The organism is Streptomyces sp. NPDC050508 (assembly GCF_040655155.1).
In the GTDB taxonomy this organism is placed as follows: Bacteria; Actinomycetota; Actinomycetes; order Streptomycetales; family Streptomycetaceae; genus Streptomyces.
Window position 1 is genome coordinate 52160 of record NZ_JBFAJJ010000021.1, and the last position, 20245, is coordinate 72404.

Below are 20245 nucleotides of genomic sequence, written 5' to 3' on the forward strand. Positions count from 1 at the left end.
CCTGTCTCAGACCGTCACCGTCGCACTTCCTTGATGTGGACGGGGTGATGATCGCGGAGAGAGGTTGTGACGGCTTCGGTGACCCGGTTTGATTCGGCCGCGTCCGTGAGGGTGCGGAGGGAAGGACGATCGCCGAGGAAGACGTCCATGGGCGCTCCGGGTAACCGCGTGCGTTGCAGGGGGTGTTGGAGACAACAGGTGAGGTTGCCGTCGTGGCTCCCGGTCGCAGGGACCTCGCCAAGAGGGCTGCCGCGGCGCGGGGAGCCGATACGCTGGCGGGTGGCCATGTACCGGGGGCGGGGCTGGGGGCGGGGGCATGGATCCGCGGATGCAGATGTCGGTGGGCGGGTACGTCTGCGAGCGCGAACTGGGCCGCGGCGGGCAGGGCGTGGTGTGGCTCGCCCGGGACCGGGCGGGGCAGCAGGTGGTGGTGAAGCTTCTGCTGCCGGGCAAGGAGTACGACGAGGTCGCGCTCGCCCGCGTACGCCGGGAGTTCGGCGCGGCGAGCCGGGTCGGTGAGCTGGCCACGGCGCGGGTCCTCGACGCGGACCTTTCCGGGCGACACCCGTACATCGTGAGCGAGTTCGTCCCGGGGCCCACGATCCACCAGCACGTGGTCGCCAACGGCCCGCTGTCCTCGGGGCGGCTGCAGTCCCTGGCGTTGGCCGTCGCGCACGCCTTGGCACAGGTGCACCGGGTGGGCGTGGTGCACCGGGACATCAAACCGTCCAACATCCTGCTCTCCCCGGACGGACCGCGGATCATCGACTTCGGTATCGCCCGCGACGACAAGCTGCTTGAGTCGGCGCTCACCACCCCGGGCGGTGTGCTCGGCTCGCCCGCGTACATGTCGCCCGAGCAGTTCAAGTCGCTCAGGGTCACCGCCGCCTCCGATGTGTTCTCCCTCGGCGGCACGCTCTACTTCGCCGCCACGGGACGGCACCCCTTCGGCGGGGAGAACGCCTACGAAGCACTCGTCGCCGTCTGCGAGCGCGACGCGGATCTCACGGCGGTGCCGGAGCCGGTCCGCTCGATCGTCGCCGACTGTCTGAGCAAGGACCCGGCGGAACGTCCCACCGCCGCCCAGCTCGTCACCCGGCTCGCGGGAGCGGCGGAGGCGGCGGACGGCGCGCGTACGGAGACGGGTACGCCACGGCCCGGACACGGGAGCGGCGGCGCGGGCTCCGGCTTGAGCGCCAAGCAGTTACGGCTGTGGTGGTTCGCGGCCGGGAGTGCCGCGGTGGCAGTGCTGCTCGCCGTCGTGCTCACCACCACCTCGGGAGGATCGGCGACGGAGGGCGGCCCGAAGACCCACGGCTCGTCCTCCGCGTCCTCGTCGTCCGGGAGATCGACGACACCGGCGAGCTCCCAACCCCTGTCGTACACCGATGACTTGACCGACTCGGGCGACTGGTCGTACAAGGACCCGACCCTCGGGAAGGTCACGCACAAGGGCGGCACCATGCTGGTGGATCCCCGGTCCGAGCTGGAGGTGTGGCCGCAGGCGCCCTTCGAGCCGTCCTCGTTCGCGGTCCGGCTGAGCACCCAGGCGGAGTGGTACGGCGGCCAGGGCGGGATCGGGCTCTGGTGCAACGGCTCGGGGGACTACCGGAAGGGCTCCCGCTGGGCGACCTACCTGACCACGGATCAACAGGCCCTGATCGTGCGGGAGTTCCGGTACAAGGGAGCCTTCCAGCACGACCGGGTCGTCGAGGTGAACCTCGCAGACGTGGGCCTGAAGGTGAAGACCGACCAGCAGGTCGACATGTCGATGACCTGTTCCTCGGCCGGTACGGGCCGCATCAAGGTGGAACTCGCCCTCAACGGCACCCGGGTCGCCTCGTACACCGGAGCCGCCTTCGACGCACGGGGCTGCGGGCTGGCCGCCTTCCACTACAGCGCGACCGACCCACAGGGCACGGCCTTCCACGCGGGTTTCGAGCGCTTCACCGCGACCGAACTGTCGGCACACTGACGGTTCGAGCCGCTGGAACCGCGCTGTGCCGCCTCTCCCCGCATGTCACCTCTTTCTTGCCCAGCTCTTCCCTTCCTCCGGTGAACCTCATCGGCTCCTTTCACCTCTACGACATGTAGTAGAGGTGACCCCGAAGTGAACTGCCTGCCGACGGGGACGCAACGAGGAGAAGGACGCCATGGATGACGGTCCCCGTGCCGGCGGTGATCTCCGGCTGAGGCGGCGCGACGCGCCCGCCGCGGCGGGGCCGCTCCGCACCCGGCCGCCCGCGACCGGGCCCGCGGCGCCGCAGCAGCTGCACCGGGGGATGACGCTGATCGCCGCGATCAGCCTCTTCATCGGCACCCGTGACGCCTGGACCAGGGCGATGACCTCCCATCCGCCCGTCGCCGCGATCATCTCCGTCTGCTACGCAGGAATCCTCGTCGCGGGCGTCCTCGCCCTCACCACACGCACCCGACGCGCCCTGACCCGGGTGGACGCGGGCGTACTGCTGCTCGCCGTCCTGCTGGTGCTGTGCGGCTACTGGCTCAACCACGCCGGCACCGACGAGGGCGTCCTCACCGCACAGGCCGCCCACGAGATCCTGCACGGACACCCCGTCTACGGTCAGCCCTGGCCGTGGCTGTTCGACCGGTCGGCGGTCGGCATCACCAAGACCATGGCGGGCGGCGCCGACTACACCTACGGCTACCCGCCCCTGACCGCGCTGCTCGCCGCCCCCGTCCACGCCGTGGTCCACTCGACGGCCGCCGCCACCCTCGTCACCACCGGCGCGCTCCTCGGCGGCGCCGTCCTGCTGTGGTGGCTGCTCCCGGCCCCCTGGCGGTCCGGCGCCACCGCCGTGTGCCTCGGCTTCGGCTTCCTGCCCGGCTACGCCTACTCCGGCTACCCCGCCGTCCTCGCCCTGGTGCTGCTCATCCCCGTGGTGGTCCGCTGGCCCGACACCGGAGCCGGCGGCCGACTCGGACTGCCAGGAGTGCTGCAGGCCCTCTGCCTCGGTGCGGCCTGCGCCACCCAGCAACTCGCCTGGTTCCTCACGCCGTTCCTCCTCGTCGGCCTCTACGCGGTCCGACGCGGCGACCTCGGCCCCCGGCTCGCCCTCGGCGTGGTCGCCCGCTACACCGCCACCGCACTGCTGACCTGGGCCGCGATCAACGCCTACTTCGCCGTCCAGGACTTCCACACCTGGCTGCACGGCCTGCTGCTGCCGCTCACCCAGAAGGCGATCCTGCACGGCCAGGGCCTCATGGGGATCTCGTACTACTTCACCGCCGGCAGCAGGCACCTCGACTACTACTCCTACGCCAGCCAGCTGCTCCTGTTCGGCCTGCTCGCCGCCACACTGCTCTTCGTACGACGGCTCGGCCCGGCGATCACCGTGCTGCCCTGGCTGAGCTTCTACCTCGCCACCCGGTCCCAGGACGGCTACTTCCTGATGATGACCCCGCTGTGGCTCGCGGCGGCCGCCACCGTCCCGGCCTCCGCGCTCGCCTCGGCCTGGCAGCCCCGCATCCCGCACGTGACCGGACGCCGGGCCAGGAGTGTCCTCGCGGCGGGGCTCGTCGCGCCCGCCGTGCTGTGTGCGACGGTCGCCGCGGCCAGTTCGCCACCGATGCGGATGAACGTCACACCGAGCTTCGTGGTGCGGTCCGGCCACCGGGACATCACCCGGCTCGTGGTGCGGGTGGTCAACATCACGGGCACCCGTCTCACCCCGCACTTCGCCAGCCGCCTCGGACAGGGCGCCTCCGACTGGTGGACCGCCTCCGACGGCCCGGCGGCCCTCGCCCCGCACGCCTCCGCGACGTACGTCGTGAAGCCGCCCGGCGGTGTCCGGCGGGTGCCGGGAGGGACGCATCCCCGCTTCTACCTCATCGCCGTGACCGGTACCCCGATGACCATCACCAGCGCACGGATTCCGATCAGTTGACCGAGTTTGACGTAAAAGGATATCCCGTAAATGAGAAAGGCCCTACAGCGTTCTCATCTGAGATTGTTATATTGCGCAACCACGCAAGCGAGACGGGAACCCCGCCTCACTCGACCCGACACGGCCGCGCGCCCCAGGCCGCAGCACCGACGGCCTGAACGGCCCGACCGTTATGTGGGAGTGCCAGATGACCGACCTCGGGGACGGCCCTGTGGGCCACGCCACGCGCAGCCGCACACGAGGGGTGCCCAGACCGCGTGCGGCTGAGGCCGAGGAGCCGCTGCCGACCGGCGGCCGGGCCGCCGCCCGTGCCGCGGCCCGCCAGGCCCCACGCGGCGGATCCCGCGCACGCGGCCGCACCGACTCGCGCCGCCGCGCCAAGCCGACCCCGCGCGGCAGGCGGGTGCTGAAGGTCAGCGCGATATCCCTGTCCGTGGTGATCATGGCGACAGCGGGTGCCGGCTGGTGGTTCTACGAGCACCTGAACGGCAACATCAACAGCGTCCCCATCGACGACGGCGCGGGCGGCAAGGAGAAGGCGGACGCCTTCGGCCGTACGCCGATCAACCTCCTGGTGATGGGCAGCGACGCCCGGAGCAGCGCGACCGACTGCAAGCTCGGCGGCGGCTGCTCGACGACCGGTGTGCAGTCCGGGAACGGCAACGCGGACGTGGAGATGGTGGTGCACATCTCCGCCGACCGCTCCAACGCCACCGTGATGAGCATCCCGCGCGACACCATGACCCAGGTCCCCGCCTGCAAGGCCACGGACGGCGGCCAGTCGACGGCCGGCTACTACGGCCAGATCAACAGCGCGCTTCAGTACGGTCAGGAGTGCCAGGTCAAGACCGTGCACCAGCTCACCGGCATCACCATCGACCACTTCGTGCAGATGGACTTCTCCGGCGTGGTGAAGATGTCCGACGCGGTCGGCGGCGTCTCGGTCTGTGTCAATGCCGACGTCTACGACACCTACTCGCACCTGAAGCTCGCCAAGGGCACCCACACCCTCAAGGGCACCGCGGCGCTTGAGTTCGTCCGCTCCCGGCACGGCTTCGGCGACGGCAGCGACCTGGGCCGTACCGTCTCCCAGCACCTGTTCCTGAGCGCGATGATCCGCAAGTTCAAGAGCGCCGGCACGCTCACCGATCCCACGGCGGTCTACAACCTGGCCGACGCCGCCACCAAGGCGCTCACCGTGGACACGGGCCTCGGCACCGTCAAGAAGCTCATCGGGCTCGCCACGGACCTGGACAAGGTCCCCACGAAGCGCATGACGTTCACCACGATGCAGACCGGCGCCGACCCGAACAACGCCGACCGGGTGGTGCCCGCCGCCGCGGCGAAGAGCCTGTTCGCGACCATCGCCAACGACCAGTCGCTGACCACGTCCTCCGGGAAGAAGTCCTCGGCGGCCACCGCGACCGCCACGGCGGCGGCCGTACCCGCCGCGCAGATCGCCGTGACGGTGGAGAACGGCACCTCCATCAGTGGCCGCGCCTCCACGGTCGCGACCTCCTTGATAGACGGCGGCTTCAGCTCGGACACCACCACGGGCAACGCCTCCGTCAGCGCGACCGCGAGCACGCTCACCTACGGCACCGGGCAGAAGGCCGAGGCCCAGACGGTGGCCAAGGCGATCGGCCTCGCCTCCTCGCGTCTCAAGCAGGGCACCGGCACCGGCCTGACCCTGGTGATCGGCACGGACTGGCCCAGCGGCACGACGTACCCCGGCGCCAGCTCGTCCCCGGCGCCCGCCGACACCAAGGCGGCCACCTCCAACGCCCAGGCCTCGACCGCCGACCAGTCGAAGTCCTGCGCCAAGGTCAGCACCTACAAGACGGTCAGTCTGAACGGCGTCCCGATGACCCCGACCCAGGCCTACCGGGCGGCGACCAACAAGAAGGACTCCGACTCCTGACAGACGGCTACGGCCCGCAGGACTACGGCCTGACGACGCTCTCGGCGGTCCAGGTGATGTGCGGGGGATCCACCCGCGCGCACAGCGGGCCGCCGTTCGCGTCGGTCAGACCGAGCCGGCCGACCAGCAGACCGTCGGACGCGGCGGCGGCCAGGACCTCGTCCGGCACCGAGTCGAGCATGAGCTTGGCGCGCCGGAACATGGTGAAGAGACCGGCCGCATCGACCGTCCCCCACGACAGGTAGACGAACCGCAGCCCCATCCGGTGCTGCACATAGGGGCCCGTGACCACGATGCCGTCCGGCGTGGCCTCCGTCGTGCACTCCAGCGTCCAGGTCGCGGACGCGGCGTCCCCCGGCCGCGGATCGAGGAGTTCAGCCGGCCGGTCCCGGCGCTGCACGGCGACGTGGACGTTGTCGTACGTCGAGACGGGTTTGTCGGCGGGGGCGGGGAAGGTACGGCCGGGCAGGTCGACGGCGTCGATGCGGAGGTGCATACGGGCCATCATGCAGGGTCCGCCGGGCGACGTTCCCCGTGGAGCCGAGTGCCGCTCAGCCGATCAGTGACCGCCGCAGTCCGTGCGGCGGGCGGGGACGGGCCGGCCGGGCGGGGCTTGGCCGCGACCCACGTGCGACCGCTGCCCCTTCGGGGCCCGTCCCCCTGGCGCGGAAGCCGTTCCGGCGGGGGCCGGGGGAACCCCTCGCGGGTGCCGTGGCCGGCGTCCGCGCCTGATCCAATGATCATGCAGAGGCCACTGATGCGGCAGGGGCGCACGGCCTCGACCAAGGGCCGCTCGGCACCTTGCGCAGCGGATGACGTCAGGCCGGAATCTCCGTGAACGGGCAGTGGAAGACATGGTCGGCCGCCTCCGAGAGAGGGGCGGCGGCCGGTCGGGCCGCAGGGAGACCTCACCGGGATCACGGTCGTGGTCGTCGCGGTCCGTTCCTCGCTGGCAGACACACATGGTGATGGCCGATATGCACGGCGGGCACGGCCGGGTCCGAGGTCAGCCGTGACGCCCGGCCCCCGTCGATCGCCGGCCCTCGGCGAGGGCCCGCATCCTCGCCCGGTAGGCGGGCGCGTCGATCCGGCCCCGCAGCCGCTGCTCCACCAGCCGCCGCTCCGCCGCCTCAAGAGCGGCCCGGCGCCGCCGACGCGGGGTGCCCGCGGCCGGGTGCAGCAGGCGGGCCGTGTCGTACAACGCGCCCACGAGAATGAGCAGTTGGAGCAGGCAGGCTACGACGACCATGGCACCGACCCTCCTCAGGCCGACTGCCCGGGCCGGCCGGTCCCGACGACGGGCAGCTCGACGCAGTCGGCGGTACGCAAGATGTACCGGAGCGCGTAGCCGAACAACCACGGCATGCCTCGGACGCCCTCCTCGGCGGGGACGATCCTCGGCGCCCCCAGCTCCAGCCAGGTACGCCCCAGTCGCATCCGGCACCTTCCCGCGGCCTGGATGTTCTTCAACCAGTCGGAATCCCGTCCGAAGTTGATCCCGACGACGACCGTGTCACCCGTGCGGAAGGCACGCAGCGGCGTGTGGCGGAGGGTGCCGGTCCTGCGGCCCACGTGTTCGAGGTCGGCGAAGGCGAGGTGACCGGCGAAGCGGAGGGTCGTCCTGTTGACGCGACCCCGCAGACGACGGCTCAGAAGCCTGGGAAAGGGCATGAGGACCGCACCTCCTCGGGTGGGGTCACGCGGCACACCGGGGCCGTTCGGGCCGGTCGGCGCGGTCTGCGAGGTCACGGCGCCACCTCGATGTGGACCTCGGGCGGCTCCAGCAGTGTGTTGTGGACGGGGCAGTGCGAGACGACCACCCGCAGAGCGGCCCGGCGCTGCTCGGACAGCCCGGGCGGCGGGGCGACGACGAGACGGACGGCGTCGACGCGGGGCGGCCGGTCGCTCGCCATGGTGAACTCGGCCCGGACCCGCAGTCCCTCGCTGTCCAGGCCGTGGCGGTGGAGGTAGCGGCCCGCGTAGAAGGCGACGCAGCCGGCCAGGGAGGCAGCGAAGAGTTCGGTGGGTGTCGGTGCGGTGTCGGTGCCGCCCGCCTCCCGGGGCTGGTCGATCAGCAGACGGTGGTCACGGATGTCCACGGCGAAGGCGTCGCCGTCCACATGCGTGACTTCGAGGATGTGCGCGGTGGCTTCCGGAGGGCGTGGGGTGGTGGTCTCCGGCGCTGGTGCGGCCATGGCACTGCCTCCTCGTGTTCGCCTCCCGCTTCCGCTTCCAGTGGAACGCGGCCGGTGGCCTCGGCGCGAGGGACGATCGGGGCCCGATGAAGGCCGTTCGGCCCTGGCGGGGCGATCGACGCGCGATACGGCCTGCGGGGTACGGCGAGCGGTGAACGTCACCCGGGACGCGCGGCACGCGGGCGGGTGCACGGCGTGTGGCCCTACCCCAATCGGTAACTGCCGCGGGACCATCGGCCCCTGACCGCCCCTCATCTCCCGGACCAGGGTGGAGACATGGGCAAACAGATCGTCATTCTCGGCAGCGGAACCGCCGGCACCATGACGGCCAACCGGCTGCGACGCGCTTACGACGAGAGCGGACTCCGGATCACGGTCGTCGACCAGAACGACGTCCACGTCTACCAACCCGGGCTGCTGTTCGTCCCGTTCGGGCTCGCCCAGCCGCACGCCCTGGTCCGCTCCCGCCCGCGGCAGCTGCACGACGGCATCGACTACCGCCGGGCCCACATCGACCGCGTCGACCTGGCCGGACAGGTGGTGCACTTCGCAGTCGGCGGCTGGCTCGCGTACGACGTCCTCGTCGTCGCCACCGGCGCCCGACTGCTGCCCGACGAGACCGAAGGCCTCACGGGTCCCGGCTGGGGCGAGTCGGTGTTCACGTTCTACGACCTGCCCGGCGCCGTCGACCTGCACCAGGCGCTGGAGCGCTTCGAGGGCGGACGGGTGGTGATCGACATGGTGGACCTGCCGGTCAAGTGCCCTGTCGCACCATTGGAGTTCGCCTTCCTCGCCGACTGGTACTTCCAGCGTCGCGGCATCCGCGACAAGGTGCGGCTGACCTATGCCACGCCCCTCGACGCCGCCTTCACCAAACCGGTCGCGGCGCGGGAACTCGGCGGACTGCTGGAGCGCAAGGGCATCGAGCTGGTCACCGAGTTCGCGCTCGGAGAGGTCGACGGCGAAGGCGGTCGGCTGGTCTCCTACGACGAGCGCGAGCTGCCCTTCGACCTGGCGGTCGTCGTGCCCCTGCACGGCGGCGCCGAGTACGTCGAACGCTCCCCGGGCCTCGGCGACGAACTGGGCTTCGTGCCCGTCGACCCGCACACGCTCCAACTCCCGGACCACCCCGACGTGTTCGCCATCGGCGACGCGGCCGGTCTGCCCGCCTCCAAGGCCGGGTCGGTGGCCCACTTCGAGGGCGAGGTACTGGTCCACAACATCGGCCGCTTCCTGGCCGGACGGCCGCTGGACGCCTCATTCGACGGGCACACCAACTGCTTCGTCGAGACCGGCTTCCACAAGGCCCTGCTCATCGACTTCAACTACGAGACCGAGCCGTTGCCGGGCCACTACCCCGCTTCCGTAGGCCTGCCGCTGCTCAAGGAGTCACGCGCCAACCACTTCGGGAAGCTCGCCTTCGAGTGGCTGTACTGGCACGGTCTGCTGCCCGGCCGGGACGTGCCCGGCATCGCCTCGGCGATGCCCCGGCACGGAAAGCAGTCCCTGCCCGTCTGAACTGATTCCGTCCGAGCCGAGGAGGCCCACCATGCCCACCGCCACCTACGACGGCGCCACCGTCCCCGTCGACGACGAGGGCTTCTTCACCGACCCCGCGCGGTGGACCGAACCCATGGCCGAGCAGATCGCCCGCGTGAGCGGCGTCGAGGCGCTGACCGACCGGCACTGGCTGGTCATCCGCTTCATGCGCACCGCCTACGAGACCACGGGCACGGGCCCCACCGTGCGCCTCCTCGGCAAGACGTCAGGCGTGAGCACCAAGGAGCTCTACCAGCTCTTCCCGAAGGGCCCGGCGAAGACCGCCGCGAAGATCGCCGGCATCCCCAAGCCCCGCGGCTGCATCTGAGGAGTACGTCCGCCATGGCCGACAACGCAACGATCGAGAAGGTCTCGATCATCGTCTCCAAGGGATCCCTGGAAGGGATCTATCCGGCCCTGATCATGGCCAACGGCGCCCGCGCCGAAGGCATCGAGGCCGACCTGTTCTTCACCTTCTTCGGCCTCGACGCCATCACGAAGAAGCGCTGGGAGCACATCAAGCTGGCCACCGTCGGCAACCCGGGCCTGCACCTGCCCACCCTCCTGGGAGGCATGCCGGGGGTCCCCGACCTGGTCACCCGGTACATGGAACGCAAGATGGACAAGCTCGACATCCCGCCGATCCCCGAGTTCATAGAGATGATCGCCGACACCGGCGCCGGCATCTACGCCTGCAAGGCATCGGTCGACCTCTTCGAACTCGACAAGGACGACCTCGTCGAGCAGGTCCAGGACATCATCACGGTGGGGGAGTTCTACGAGCGGGCGGCCGGCGGCCAGATCATCTTCACTTGATCAACCGGCCAGAGGATAGTGGCAGGCGGTGTGCCTGCCACTGGCCGTCACGGTCAGTCGGGGACGCTCCACGGCACACCGCTCCCGCGCGTAGGGACACCGAGTCCGGAACGGGCACCCCGTAGGCTTGTCCACCGGGTTGGGCACCTCACCGGTGAGCACGATCCGCTCCCGGGGCACCTCGTCGGTGAGCGTGCCGTCGTCGATGTCCGGGACCGCCGACAGCAGCGCCTGCGTGTACGGATGCGCGGGCTCCTTGTACAGGGCCTCGGTCTCGGCCAGTTCGACGATCTCCCCGAGATACATGACCGCGATCCGGTCCGACACATGACGGACCACCCCGAGGTCGTGCGCGATGAAGACGTAGGTGAGCGCGAACTCCTCCTGCAGATCGGCGAACAGGTTCAACACCTGCGCCTGGATCGACACATCCAGCGCGGACACCGGTTCGTCCGCGACGATCAGCTTCGGGTTCGTCGCCAACGCCCGCGCGATACCGATGCGTTGCCGCTGACCGCCGGAGAACTCGTGCGGATAGCGGTCCAGATGGGCCGCGGCCAGCCCTACGACGTCGAAGAGCTCGGCGACCCGACGGCGCACGGCGGCCCCGTCGCCGTAGCGGTGCACGAGCAGCGGTTCCGCCACGATGTCCCCGGCACGACGGCGCGGGTTCAGCGAGGCCTGCGGGTCCTGGAACACCAGCTGCATGCCCGGTCGCACGGGACGCAGCCGCCGTGTGGACAGCGTGCTGATGTCCTGGCCGTCGAACTCGACCCGGCCGCCGGTGAGTTCGGTGAGCCGGACCAGGCAGCGGCCGAGCGTGGACTTGCCGCAGCCAGACTCGCCGACGATGCCGAGTGTCTCCCCGCCGCGCACCTCCAACGACACACCGTCCACGGCCCGCAGCACCCTGCGGCGCGGGGAGAACCCGTCCGCACGCAAGGGGTAGTGCTTGGTGACGTCCGTGGCGCGCAGCAGTACCTCAGTCGATGTCGTCAGCGCGCTCATGGTGTCGCCTCTCGTTCCTTGTCCGGTACGTCCGTCGCCGCCGCGCGGGAGGTGAGGCGCAGCGAGGCGCGGTCGTCGTCGGGCAGCCAGCAGGCGTCGCGGTGGGGGCCCGCCCCTGTCGACAACTCCGGCCGCTCCTCGCACCGTTCGTGCCGCAACCGGCACCGAGGGGCGAACGCGCACCCCTCCGGCAGGCTCCCCGGCGCGACAGGCATCCCCGCGATGGTGGGCAGCCGCCGCAGCCGGGGTCCGCCCACCCGGGGCACCGAGTCGAGCAGCCCCCAGGTGTACGGGTGCCGCGGTCCGTGGAAGACCGCCCGGCGCGGACCCTCCTCGGCGGCCCGGCCGCCGTACATGACCAGGACCCGGTCGGCGATCTGCGAGATGACGCCCATGTCGTGCGTGATGAGGACGACGGCCGAGCCCTCCGCGTTCAACTCCCGCATCAGGTCGAGTATTTGGGCTTGGACGGTGACATCCAGGGCCGTGGTCGGTTCATCGGCGATCAGCAGTGCGGGGCCGCAGGAGAGGGCCATCGCGATGACCGCGCGTTGGCGCATGCCGCCGGAGAACTCGTGCGGGTAGGCGTTCGCCCTGGAGGCCGCGTCGGGGATGCCGACGTCGGAGAGTAGGCCGACCGCACGGGCGTGAGCCTCCTTGCGGGACACCTTCTCGTGCGCCCGTATCTGCTCGGCGATCTGCCAGCCCACGGTGTACACGGGGGTGAGCGCGGTCATCGGGTCCTGGAAGACCATGGCGATCTCCCGGCCCCGTACCGCCCGCATCTCCTTGTCGGGGAGGGTGAGCAAGTCCCGTCCACGGAAGCGGACTTCGCCCTCGACCGTCACGTTCGGACTGGTGAGCAGGCGCAGTACGGCCAGCATCGAGACGCTCTTGCCCGAGCCCGACTCGCCCACCACGCCCAGGATCTCACCGGGCGACACCGAGAAGGACAGGCCGTCGACGACGGTGACGGAGCCTCGGCGGGTGCGGAAGGACACCCTCAAGTCGCGTACGTCCAGCAGGGGTTGGTCAGGCATGGCGGGCCCTCGGGTCGAGTCGGGCGTACAGGATGTCCACCAGGGCGTTGGCGAGGACCACGAAGAACGCCGCGTACAGGACGGTCCCCATGATCACGGGCAGGTCCAGGTTCTGGAGGGCGTCGAAGGTGAGCTTGCCGATGCCGGGGAGGCCGAAGACGACCTCGGTGAGCAGCGCGGCGCCTCCCACCAACGCGCCGAAGTCCAGGCCGAACAGCGACACGATCGGGATGAGGGAGCAGCGCAGGGCGTGCCGGATCAGGATGCGCCGCTCGGAGAGGCCCTTGGCGCGCGCGGTGCGGACGTAGTCCTCGTTCAGCGCGGTGACGACCTCGCCGCGGAGCAGCCGGGCGTAGATCCCGGCGTACAGCAGCGCGAGGGTCAGCCACGGGAAGAGCAGGTGCAGGGCCCACTGGCCGGGGGCGTGGCTCAGGTCGACGTATCCCGGTGGTGGCACCCAGGAGAACACCGAACTGTGCAGCTGCTTCTGGGTGATGAGGTTGACGACCTCGCCGAGCCAGTAGGCCGGCAGCGAGACACCGACCACGCCGACGAGCATGATCAGCGGGTCGGCCGCCTTGCCGCGCAGGGCCGCCGCGGCGGTGCCCATGACGATGCCGGCCGTCATCCAGATCAGCGCGGCGCCGACGACGAGCGAGAGGGTCACCGGGGTGGCCTGCACGATCTGCGGGATGACGCGGGAGCCGCGGTTGACGAACGACTCAAGGTCGCGGTCGATCAGCAGGTGTCGCATCATCAGCAGATAGCGGATGGGCATCGGACGGTCGAGGCCGAAGGAGTGCCGCACCTGGGCGAGCGTCGCCGGGTCGGCGTTGCGGCCCGCGATGCGTGCGGCGGGGTCAACTCCCGGTGTGGCGAAGAAGATCAGGAAGACCAGCACACTGATCGCGAACATCACCAGCAGGGCGGACGCGAAGCGCTTCACGATGAACCGGAGCATCGGAGTCACACCCCTCCGCGCAGCCGGGCGCCCGGGTCGAGCGCGTCGCGCACGCCGTCGCCGAGGACGTTGAGGGCCGCCGTGGTGAGCGCGATCAGCAGGCCGGGCGCGATGGTCACGGCGGGCCGGGTGTACAGCAGCCCGAGTCCGTCCTCGATGATCGTGCCCCAACTGGCGTCCGGGGGCTGGACACCGACGGACAGGAAGGACAGCGCCGACTCGGTGAGCATGGCCAGTGCCGTCATCAGCGGGACGAACACGATCGCCGTGGGCAGCACGTTCGGCAGCACTTCGCGGCGCAGGATGCGCACGGTCGGCGCCCCGGAGCCGATGGCCGCCTGGATGTACTCCTTGTTGCGCAGCACCAGCACCTGACCGCGCAACGGCCTTGCGATGTACGGCACATAGATCGCCGCGATGATCGCGACGGGCAGCCAGAGACTCCCCGCCTCCACGGTGAGCGGGCCGAGGTGCAGCCCGTCGGTGAGCAGGACGACCGAGAGGCAGATCGCCAGCAGGTACACCGGGAACGCCCAAATGACGTCCAGGACACGGGAGATGACCGCGTCCACGACACCGCCCGCGTATCCGGCGACGACTCCGACGACCGTACCGAGGGCACAGGTCAGCAGCGCCGCCGTGAACCCTATGAAGAGGCTCGTCCGGCCGCCGTAGAGCAGGCGGGCCATGACGTCGCGGCCCTGGTTGTCGGCGCCGAGGAAGTAGTGGGCGGGGTCCCAGGTCGGGCCGATCGGGGTGACGCCGAGGCCGAGGCCGGTGCTGCTCGGGGTGAGCACCGGCACGGTCTTCCCGTCGACGACCGTGGTGCCGGAGACATGGGACTGGAAGGGGTCGGTGTGGGCGATGTGGTGCGCGTACAGCGGTGCGCACAGGGTGGCCAGCACGACGAGGAAGAGGACGACGGCCGCGGCCAGCGCCGACCTGTTGTGCAACAGGTCGGCACCGGCCGTCCGCCAGGGGCCCGGCGAGCGCCGGGCCTCCGCGGTGGCCAACTCGGGTGCGGCGGTGCTCACTTGACCCACAACTGGCCGACGAGCATGTAGAACTGCTTGCTGAAGCTGTAGTTGCCCAGCCGCTTCGACGTGAAGTCGATGATCTTCGGGTTGATCAGCGGGACGACCGGTGACTGCTGCATGATCGACTGGTCGATCGCGCCCCACTGCTTGTTCGCCGCCGTCGGGTCGGTCTGGGCGGTCTTCAGCGCGGTCTGCATCTTGGCGTCGATGCCCTTGTCGCAGAAGCCCGAGATGTTGATGCTGGAATCGCTGCCCGGGTGGAACGCGGCGCAGGACAACAGTACGTTGAGGAAGTCCGAGGCCGCCGGATAGTCCTGGTACCAAGAGGTCAGGGCGAGTTGGACCTTGTTCTTGGTGTTCTGGATGTAGGTGAACTGGATGTTCGCCGACAGCGGCTTGAGCGTCGCCTTGTAGCCGAGCTGGGTGAGCAGGCTCTGCAGGTACTGCCCGATCGACTTGTTGACGTCGTCGTCCTGCACGACGATGCCGACCGCCTGCCCCGCCGTACCGGACTGCTTCACCAGTGCCTTGGCCTTGGCCAGGTCGGCAGCCGTCCAGGTCTTGCCGCCGCCCTTGGTGTAGTCGCACGAGTCGACGTGCCCGGGGAAGCCCGGCGGCAGGATCGTGCACGCGGGGGAGGCGAGGTTGGTGCCGCCGTAGAGCCGGACCACGGCGGACCGGTCGACGGCGTAGTTGATGGCCTGGCGCGCCAACTTGTTGTTGAACGGGGCCGAGTTGACGTTCAGCGTCGCGTACCAGAACGCGGTCAGCGGGTTCACATGTGCCTGGGAGGTGTACTTGGTGCCGATCTCGTTGAGGCGGTCGGCGGGCGGCGGGTCGAACATCCAGTCCGCCTGGCCGTTCTCGACGGCGGTGACCTCGGACTCGACGGTCTGCCCGAAGGTGTAGTCGATCTGGTCCGGGTAACCCTGTGGTTCTGCCTCCCGCGACCACTCCTTGAAGTGCGGGTTGCGTACCAGCTTCAGCGCACGGTTCGGGTCGTACGAGGCCGCCGTGTACGGGCCGGTCGTCGGCAGCGGCTTCGTGCCCGCGTCCTTCGTCGGCGAGTCCTTCGGCAGAATGCTGGCGTGCGGGACGGCCAGCTTGTACGGGAACTCCGAGTCCGGCGCCGTCAGGTTGATGGTGACCGTGTTCGCCTTCGCGTCGCCGGTCACACCCCCCTTGAGGGTGCAGGACGCGGGGGTCTTCAGGCAGGCGGTGGCGCCGACGATGCCGTTGTAGAAGGTGCCCGCGGTGGGGCTGGAGACCTTGAAGATGCGTTGGAACGACGCCACCACGTCGTCGGTGGTCAGCGCCTTGCCGTTGGAGAAGCTGATGCCCTTGCGGAGCGTGAAGGTGTACGTCTTCCCGCCGTTGGTGACCTTCGGCATGGCAGCGGCCAGGTCCGGGACGACCGTGAACGACTCCTGGCCGCCGACCTTCTTGAACGACAGCAGCCCGTCGTACATCGACTGGTACAACTGCCAGTACTGCAGCGTGTAGTTGACCTGCGGGTCGAGGCTGCCGGCCGCCGCGTGGGCGACGAGCTTCAGGGTGCCGCCCTTGTGCTGCGGCAGGAACGCGGAGGAGCCGGACGCCGATGAGGACGTGGACGTCGTCGGGTCGGAGGAGCCGCTGTCGGAGGACGAACAGGCGGCGGTGGTCAGGGCGAGGGCGACGGTGGCGGCGGCGAACGCGCCTCGTCTCGTGCTGCGGGACATCCAGGGAACTCCCGTCGGGGGAACGGCTGTTGGGTCGGCCGGGTGATCAGTTGGGTGATCAGTCGGTGGAGTCGAGGAAGGTGCCCACGACCCGGAGGTAGAGCTCCTCCTCCTCGACGTGCGGCATGTGGCTGGAGCGCTCGAACATGTGCCAGCGCACGTCGGGGATGTGGTCGGCGAACGGGCGCAGGGTCTCGGGCGTCGCCTCGTCGTACCGGCCGGACACCAGCAGGGTCGGTGCCTCGACCAGATGCAGCCGGTCGATCACGGACCAGTCCTTCATGGTGCCGATGACATGGAACTCGTTCGGCCCGTTCATCGTGTGGTACACGGTCGGGTCGGCCGCGATGTTCTCCCAAGTCGCCTGCACCTCTGGCGGGTTGGGGGTCAGTCGGCACACATGGCGCTCGTTGAAGACCTGCTCGGCGGCGAGGTAGCCGGGGTGGTCGGTGGTCCCGGCCGCCTCGTGGGCGAGCAGGGTCCGCTGGACCTCGGGCGGTAGTTGGCCGCGCAGTTCGGCCGCCGCCGCGAGCCACAGCTCCATGGACGCGGGGGAGTTGGCGATGACCAGACCACGCAGCCCGGCCGGCCGGCGTACCGCGTGCTCGGCGGCGAGCATGCCGCCCCAGGACTGGCCGAGGAGATGGTAGGCATCGGCGATGCCCAACTCCTTGAGCAGATTGTCGAGTTCGTCGAGGAAGAGCTGGACGGTCCAGAAGTCGGCACCCTCGTCGGGCAGATGGGTGGACAGCCCGGTGCCGAGCTGGTCGTAGTGCACCACCTGGCGTCCCTGCTCGGCGATGCCCGCGATGCTGAGCGTGTAGTTGTGACCGGCGCCGGGTCCGCCGTGCAGGACGACCAGGGGCGTCCTGCCGGGTTCGCCGGTGATCCGGTACCAGGTGGAATGGCCGTTGAAGTCGACGGTGCCGGTGTGATTCGGTTCGGGAATCGCCACGCGAGGGCCTCCCAGACGGGCCGTCCGCCAGGCCGGATTCCGGGCCTGGCCTCTGGCTGAGACGAAAAGGATGTGACGGATGGCTGCGATAGTGATTGGGTAAAAGGTCAGCGCACAAGACCTTTTAGCGGTGGCTGGGCAAGACGTAACGGCGAGTTCACGTGGCCCGCTCGCGTTTACAGAAGCGGCACTGAAGGGGGAGGACAACTGACATCCGTACCTGAGGCATCCGAAGCCGGGGACGAGTTCTCGCGCGTCCTCGACCGCGTCCTCCTCGGCGGCTCCCCGTCCTCCGCGCTGCGCCCGGTCCGGGTCGCCTCGGCGGTCGACGAGGTGTCCGACCGGCTGCTCACCGCGATCGCCGTCGGCGACTTCCTGCCGGGCGAACGGCTGCCCGCCGAGCGCGAACTCACCGGGCTGCTGCGGGTCAGCCGCCCCACTGTGCGCGAGGCGGTCGCCCGCCTCCAGGCCGTGGGTGTGGTCGAGATCCGGCGCGGGCGCAACGGCGGGACCTACGTCCGCGACAGCTGGACCGAGTCGACGGCGACCGCGGTCCGGCACACGCTGCTGCCCCGCTGGGAGGAGTTCGAGCAGCTCTTCGACCTGCGGGGTCTGGTCGAGGGCATGGTCGCCGCGACGGCCGCCCGGCGCCGTAGCGCCAAGGACCTCGAACCCATGCGGGACGCCCTGTCCGCCTACCTCTCCGCGAGCACCCCGCGCGACGCGCACACCGCGGACAGCGCCTTCCACCAAGCCGTCCGCACCGCCACCGGCAACCCGCAGATCGTCATGCTCAGCCAGGACCTGCTGGCCCGGATCAGCCTCGGCTTCCCCGTCGAGCCCTGGGGCAAGGGCGAGCAGACCCACTTCCACCAGGGCGGCGAGGACCACAAGGCCCTGTACGAGGCCATCGCGGCGGGCGAGCCCGAGCGTGCCGAGGAGATCGCCCGGGGCCACTTCACGATCAGCGCCGACCTGATCCGTGACGTACTGGCGAGGGTCCGCGCGCACTAGGTCCTGTCGTCACATTCCCGTCGTCGCCCGGAGGGCGGCCGCGCGGCGTCAGGTGCGTGCTCTGGGGGTCCCCCCGGCCGAAGGCTGGGGGAGTGCCGGGCGTAGATCCTCGTACTGGACGTACTTGGGTCTGCGCCCGGTGCGGCGAGAGTGCGTGCATGGCGTCGCGAGGCTGGGGGCACCTCCCACGCCCTTAAGGCGGTGGGGGAGGGAATGTGACGACAGGACCTAGGACGGCGTGTGGGCGCGGCAGTGGCCGTACTCCTCGCTATGTTCTGTCACAACATCAGACATTCGGAGCAAAAATGCCAAAAACGGATGAGCTGCTTGATGTGACGGAGACGGTGCTCCCGGCCGCCGTCCGCCCACCCGAGCGACGGCGCCGCGTCCTCCGCAGACCCCCGCCGACCACGGCGCTCGTCATCGCGCTCGGCCTCGCGGTGGCCGTCCTCGTGCTGTCGGGCACGCCGTGGCTGAACGACCCCGCCGTGGCGGCCTGGCGCACCGTCTGCCTGGCCATCACCGTGCAGGCGCTGCCCTTTCTCCTCCTGGGCACCGCACTGTCCGGAGCCATCAACGCCTTTGTCCCGGCCGACCTGTTCACCAAGGTGCTGCCCAAGCGCCCCGCGCTCGCCGTCCCGGTCGCCGGGATCGCGGGAGTCGTGCTGCCGGGCTGCGAGTGCGCGTCCGTGCCGGTCGCGAACAGCCTGATCCGCCGGGGCGTCACCCCGGCCGCCGCCTTCGCGTTCCTGCTCTCGGCGCCCGCGATCAACCCGATCGTGCTGACCGCCACCGCCGTCGCCTTCCCGGGCAGCCCCGCCATGGTGCTGGCCCGGCTCCTCGCCTCCCTCGCCACCGCCGCCGCCATGGGCTGGCTGTGGCTCTGGCTGGGGCGTGAGGAGTGGCTGCGCCCGGTCGTACGGCACACCGGACACCGGTCGGGACACAGCCGCTTCACGGAGTTCCGGCTCGGCTTCCAGCACGACTTCCTGCACGCAGGCGGCTTCCTCGTCCTCGGCGCCATGGCCGCGGCCACCTTCAACGTGACCGTCCCGCGCTCCGTCCTCGACACCTTCTCCGGTTCGCCCTGGCTTTCCGTGCTGTTCCTGGCCGCGCTCGCCGTCGTCCTCGCGGTCTGCTCCGAGGCCGACGCCTTCGTCGCCGCCTCACTCACCGGCTTCTCGCCCACCGCACGCCTGGCCTTCATGGTCGTGGGCCCGATGGTCGACCTGAAACTGATCGCCCTTCAGGCGGGCACCTTCGGCCGGGCGTTCGCGGTGCGCTTCTCCACCGCGACCACCGTCGTGGCCGTGGCCGCCAGCGTCCTGATCGGAGGCGCCCTGCTGTGAAGCGCACCGCCCAAGTACTGATCCTGGTCCTGACCGGCCTGGGCCTCCTGCACACCGCCCTCTTCACCGACCTCTACCTGCGCTACGTCAAGGAGGGCCTGCGCCCGCTCCTGATCGTCTCAGGCGCCCTCCTGCTGCTGCTGGGCCTGGCCCACGCGGCGCTCGACCGAAGCCCCGGCGACGCGGAGAAGCACGACCACGAACACGGCCATGGGCACGACCACTCCACCGCACCCCGCATCGCCTGGCTGCTCTTCCTCCCCGCGCTCAGCCTCCTCTTCTACGCCCCACCCGCCCTCGGCGCCTACACGGCCTCCCACGCGGGCAGCGAAACCGTCAAGCAGCAGAAGGGGTTCGCCGCCCTGCCCGCGACCTCACCGCTGCCGATGACCCTCACGGACTTCACCACCCGGGTCCAGCAGGACAAGGAGCGGGCCATCAAGGGGCGCAGCGTCGAGATGACCGGCTTCGTGACGCCGGGGCGGGGCAACGGCTGGGACCTGACCCGGATCATCTTCACCTGCTGCGCGGCGGACGCCCAGACGGTCAAGGTCCACATGTACGGCACCCCCGCCCCGCCCGCCAACACCTGGCTGGCCGTCACCGGAACCTGGCACACGCAGGGCGCACTCGGCACGAAGACCGCGGCGGCGGCCCTCGACATCCACGCCACCCGGCCCATCGCCCAACCGGTCAACGCCTTTACGGACGACCTGCCCCTCACACCGTCCCGGTGACGCGAACTCCCGCTGGTGGTCGGGGTGTTGGGGCGGATCGGCGC

General features: G+C 70.3%; 19 protein-coding genes. 9 read left to right on the top strand and 10 right to left on the bottom strand.

What is annotated here, in order from left to right:
- Nucleotides 1–328 precede the first annotated feature (328 nt).
- From AB0I69_RS40730 to AB0I69_RS40740, 3 genes are all read left to right on the top strand, one after another.
- Complete coding sequence (locus AB0I69_RS40730; protein ID WP_363100830.1) at nucleotides 329–1975, top strand: serine/threonine-protein kinase; 1647 nt, start codon at nucleotides 329–331, stop codon at nucleotides 1973–1975.
- A 178-nt stretch (nucleotides 1976–2153) separates the two neighbouring features.
- Entirely contained in the window at nucleotides 2154–3908 is a 1755-nt protein-coding gene (locus AB0I69_RS40735) for a hypothetical protein (protein WP_363100831.1), read from the top strand.
- Nucleotides 3909–4095: 187 nt separating this feature from the next.
- Nucleotides 4096–5829 (top strand): LCP family protein, encoded by a 1734-nt coding sequence (locus tag AB0I69_RS40740; RefSeq protein ID WP_363100832.1) that lies wholly within the window; start codon nucleotides 4096–4098, stop codon nucleotides 5827–5829.
- 22 nt (nucleotides 5830–5851) lie between these two features.
- On the opposite strand, the gene AB0I69_RS40745 is transcribed toward AB0I69_RS40740, so the two are convergent.
- The 4 genes from AB0I69_RS40745 to AB0I69_RS40760 all read right to left on the bottom strand — a co-directional run bounded on the left by AB0I69_RS40745 (nucleotide 5852) and on the right by AB0I69_RS40760 (nucleotide 8024).
- Nucleotides 5852–6325: a DUF5990 family protein gene (locus AB0I69_RS40745; protein WP_363100833.1), complete on the bottom strand. Its 474-nt coding sequence runs from the start codon at nucleotides 6323–6325 to the stop codon at nucleotides 5852–5854.
- A gap of 510 nt (nucleotides 6326–6835) precedes the next feature.
- A complete protein-coding gene (locus tag AB0I69_RS40750) occupies nucleotides 6836–7078 on the bottom strand; it encodes a hypothetical protein (protein WP_363100834.1) in 243 nt (80 codons plus the stop codon).
- Nucleotides 7079–7092: 14 nt separating this feature from the next.
- Nucleotides 7093–7578 (bottom strand): nitroreductase family deazaflavin-dependent oxidoreductase, encoded by a 486-nt coding sequence (locus AB0I69_RS40755; RefSeq protein ID WP_363100835.1) that lies wholly within the window; start codon nucleotides 7576–7578, stop codon nucleotides 7093–7095.
- Nucleotides 7575–8024 (bottom strand): OsmC family protein, encoded by a 450-nt coding sequence (locus tag AB0I69_RS40760; protein WP_363100836.1) that lies wholly within the window; start codon nucleotides 8022–8024, stop codon nucleotides 7575–7577. Before AB0I69_RS40760 ends, AB0I69_RS40755 begins: the two co-directional genes overlap by 4 nt.
- A 276-nt stretch (nucleotides 8025–8300) precedes the next feature.
- Between AB0I69_RS40760 and AB0I69_RS40765 the strand changes: the two genes are divergently transcribed.
- The 3 genes from AB0I69_RS40765 to AB0I69_RS40775 are packed head-to-tail and all read left to right on the top strand — an operon-like array spanning nucleotide 8301 to nucleotide 10379.
- A complete protein-coding gene (locus tag AB0I69_RS40765) occupies nucleotides 8301–9542 on the top strand; it encodes an FAD/NAD(P)-binding oxidoreductase (RefSeq protein WP_363100837.1) in 1242 nt (413 codons plus the stop codon).
- 31 nt (nucleotides 9543–9573) lie between these two features.
- Complete coding sequence (locus AB0I69_RS40770) at nucleotides 9574–9891, top strand: TusE/DsrC/DsvC family sulfur relay protein (RefSeq protein ID WP_363100838.1); 318 nt, start codon at nucleotides 9574–9576, stop codon at nucleotides 9889–9891.
- A 14-nt stretch (nucleotides 9892–9905) separates the two neighbouring features.
- Nucleotides 9906–10379, top strand: a complete 474-nt coding sequence (locus tag AB0I69_RS40775; RefSeq protein ID WP_363100839.1) for a DsrE/DsrF/DrsH-like family protein — start codon at nucleotides 9906–9908, stop codon at nucleotides 10377–10379.
- Here the strand turns inward: AB0I69_RS40775 and AB0I69_RS40780 are convergent, their stop codons facing one another.
- From AB0I69_RS40780 to AB0I69_RS40805, 6 genes are read right to left on the bottom strand one after another with little or no spacing between them, the layout of a single operon-like run.
- Nucleotides 10380–11387, bottom strand: a complete 1008-nt coding sequence (locus AB0I69_RS40780; protein WP_363100840.1) for an oligopeptide/dipeptide ABC transporter ATP-binding protein — start codon at nucleotides 11385–11387, stop codon at nucleotides 10380–10382.
- Nucleotides 11384–12427 (bottom strand): ABC transporter ATP-binding protein, encoded by a 1044-nt coding sequence (locus tag AB0I69_RS40785; RefSeq protein WP_363100841.1) that lies wholly within the window; start codon nucleotides 12425–12427, stop codon nucleotides 11384–11386. The genes AB0I69_RS40780 and AB0I69_RS40785 overlap by 4 nt, the downstream gene beginning before the upstream one ends.
- Nucleotides 12420–13388, bottom strand: coding sequence for an ABC transporter permease (locus tag AB0I69_RS40790; RefSeq protein WP_363100842.1), 969 nt, complete (start codon nucleotides 13386–13388; stop codon nucleotides 12420–12422). The genes AB0I69_RS40785 and AB0I69_RS40790 overlap by 8 nt, the downstream gene beginning before the upstream one ends.
- A gap of 5 nt (nucleotides 13389–13393) precedes the next feature.
- Nucleotides 13394–14422, bottom strand: a complete 1029-nt coding sequence (locus AB0I69_RS40795; RefSeq protein WP_363100843.1) for an ABC transporter permease — start codon at nucleotides 14420–14422, stop codon at nucleotides 13394–13396.
- A complete protein-coding gene (locus AB0I69_RS40800; protein WP_363100844.1) occupies nucleotides 14419–16146 on the bottom strand; it encodes an ABC transporter substrate-binding protein in 1728 nt (575 codons plus the stop codon). Before AB0I69_RS40800 ends, AB0I69_RS40795 begins: the two co-directional genes overlap by 4 nt.
- A 58-nt stretch (nucleotides 16147–16204) precedes the next feature.
- Nucleotides 16205–17101 (bottom strand): proline iminopeptidase-family hydrolase, encoded by an 897-nt coding sequence (locus tag AB0I69_RS40805; RefSeq protein WP_363100845.1) that lies wholly within the window; start codon nucleotides 17099–17101, stop codon nucleotides 16205–16207.
- Between the two features lie 333 nt (nucleotides 17102–17434).
- Between AB0I69_RS40805 and AB0I69_RS40810 the strand changes: the two genes are divergently transcribed.
- From AB0I69_RS40810 to AB0I69_RS40820, 3 genes are all read left to right on the top strand, one after another.
- The gene (locus AB0I69_RS40810) at nucleotides 17435–18115 is read left to right on the top strand and encodes an FCD domain-containing protein (RefSeq protein ID WP_363100846.1); all 681 of its coding nucleotides are present in this window, start codon (nucleotides 17435–17437) and stop codon (nucleotides 18113–18115) included.
- Between the two features lie 305 nt (nucleotides 18116–18420).
- Nucleotides 18421–19464: a permease gene (locus AB0I69_RS40815; RefSeq protein ID WP_363100847.1), complete on the top strand. Its 1044-nt coding sequence runs from the start codon at nucleotides 18421–18423 to the stop codon at nucleotides 19462–19464.
- Entirely contained in the window at nucleotides 19461–20201 is a 741-nt protein-coding gene (locus tag AB0I69_RS40820; RefSeq protein WP_363100848.1) for a TIGR03943 family protein, read from the top strand. Before AB0I69_RS40815 ends, AB0I69_RS40820 begins: the two co-directional genes overlap by 4 nt.
- Nucleotides 20202–20245 lie beyond the last annotated feature (44 nt).